General features: G+C 63.2%; 1 pseudogene. It reads left to right on the forward strand.

Annotation, left to right across the window (positions count from 1 at the left end):
- Positions 1 to 239, forward strand: a pseudogene (locus FS804_RS25340) (damage-inducible mutagenesis protein); the annotation flags it as partial.

The raw sequence follows: 239 nt of genomic DNA on the forward strand, positions 1-239 counted from the left end.
CGACGCCTGCAGCTGGCTGCCGAGCGAACCGGGACGATGGCGCTTGGTGTCCGCCGATGGCGACGGCAGACGGAGGCAAATGATTTTGGCCAGCCGACGGCGTCAATCACCAGATGGCGGGTGAGTGTGATGCCGTCCGAGGAGCTGCCGGTACCGGGGGTGGGCAGGCCTCAGTGGTTTTTGGAATTGATGCGCGTGAAAGCGGGTGAGTGTGCTGAGTTTCTCGTGAGAGCGTGTGA

This window comes from Agrobacterium sp. DE0009, assembly GCF_007680755.1.
GTDB classification, from domain to species: domain Bacteria; phylum Pseudomonadota; class Alphaproteobacteria; order Rhizobiales; family Rhizobiaceae; genus Agrobacterium; species Agrobacterium tumefaciens_B.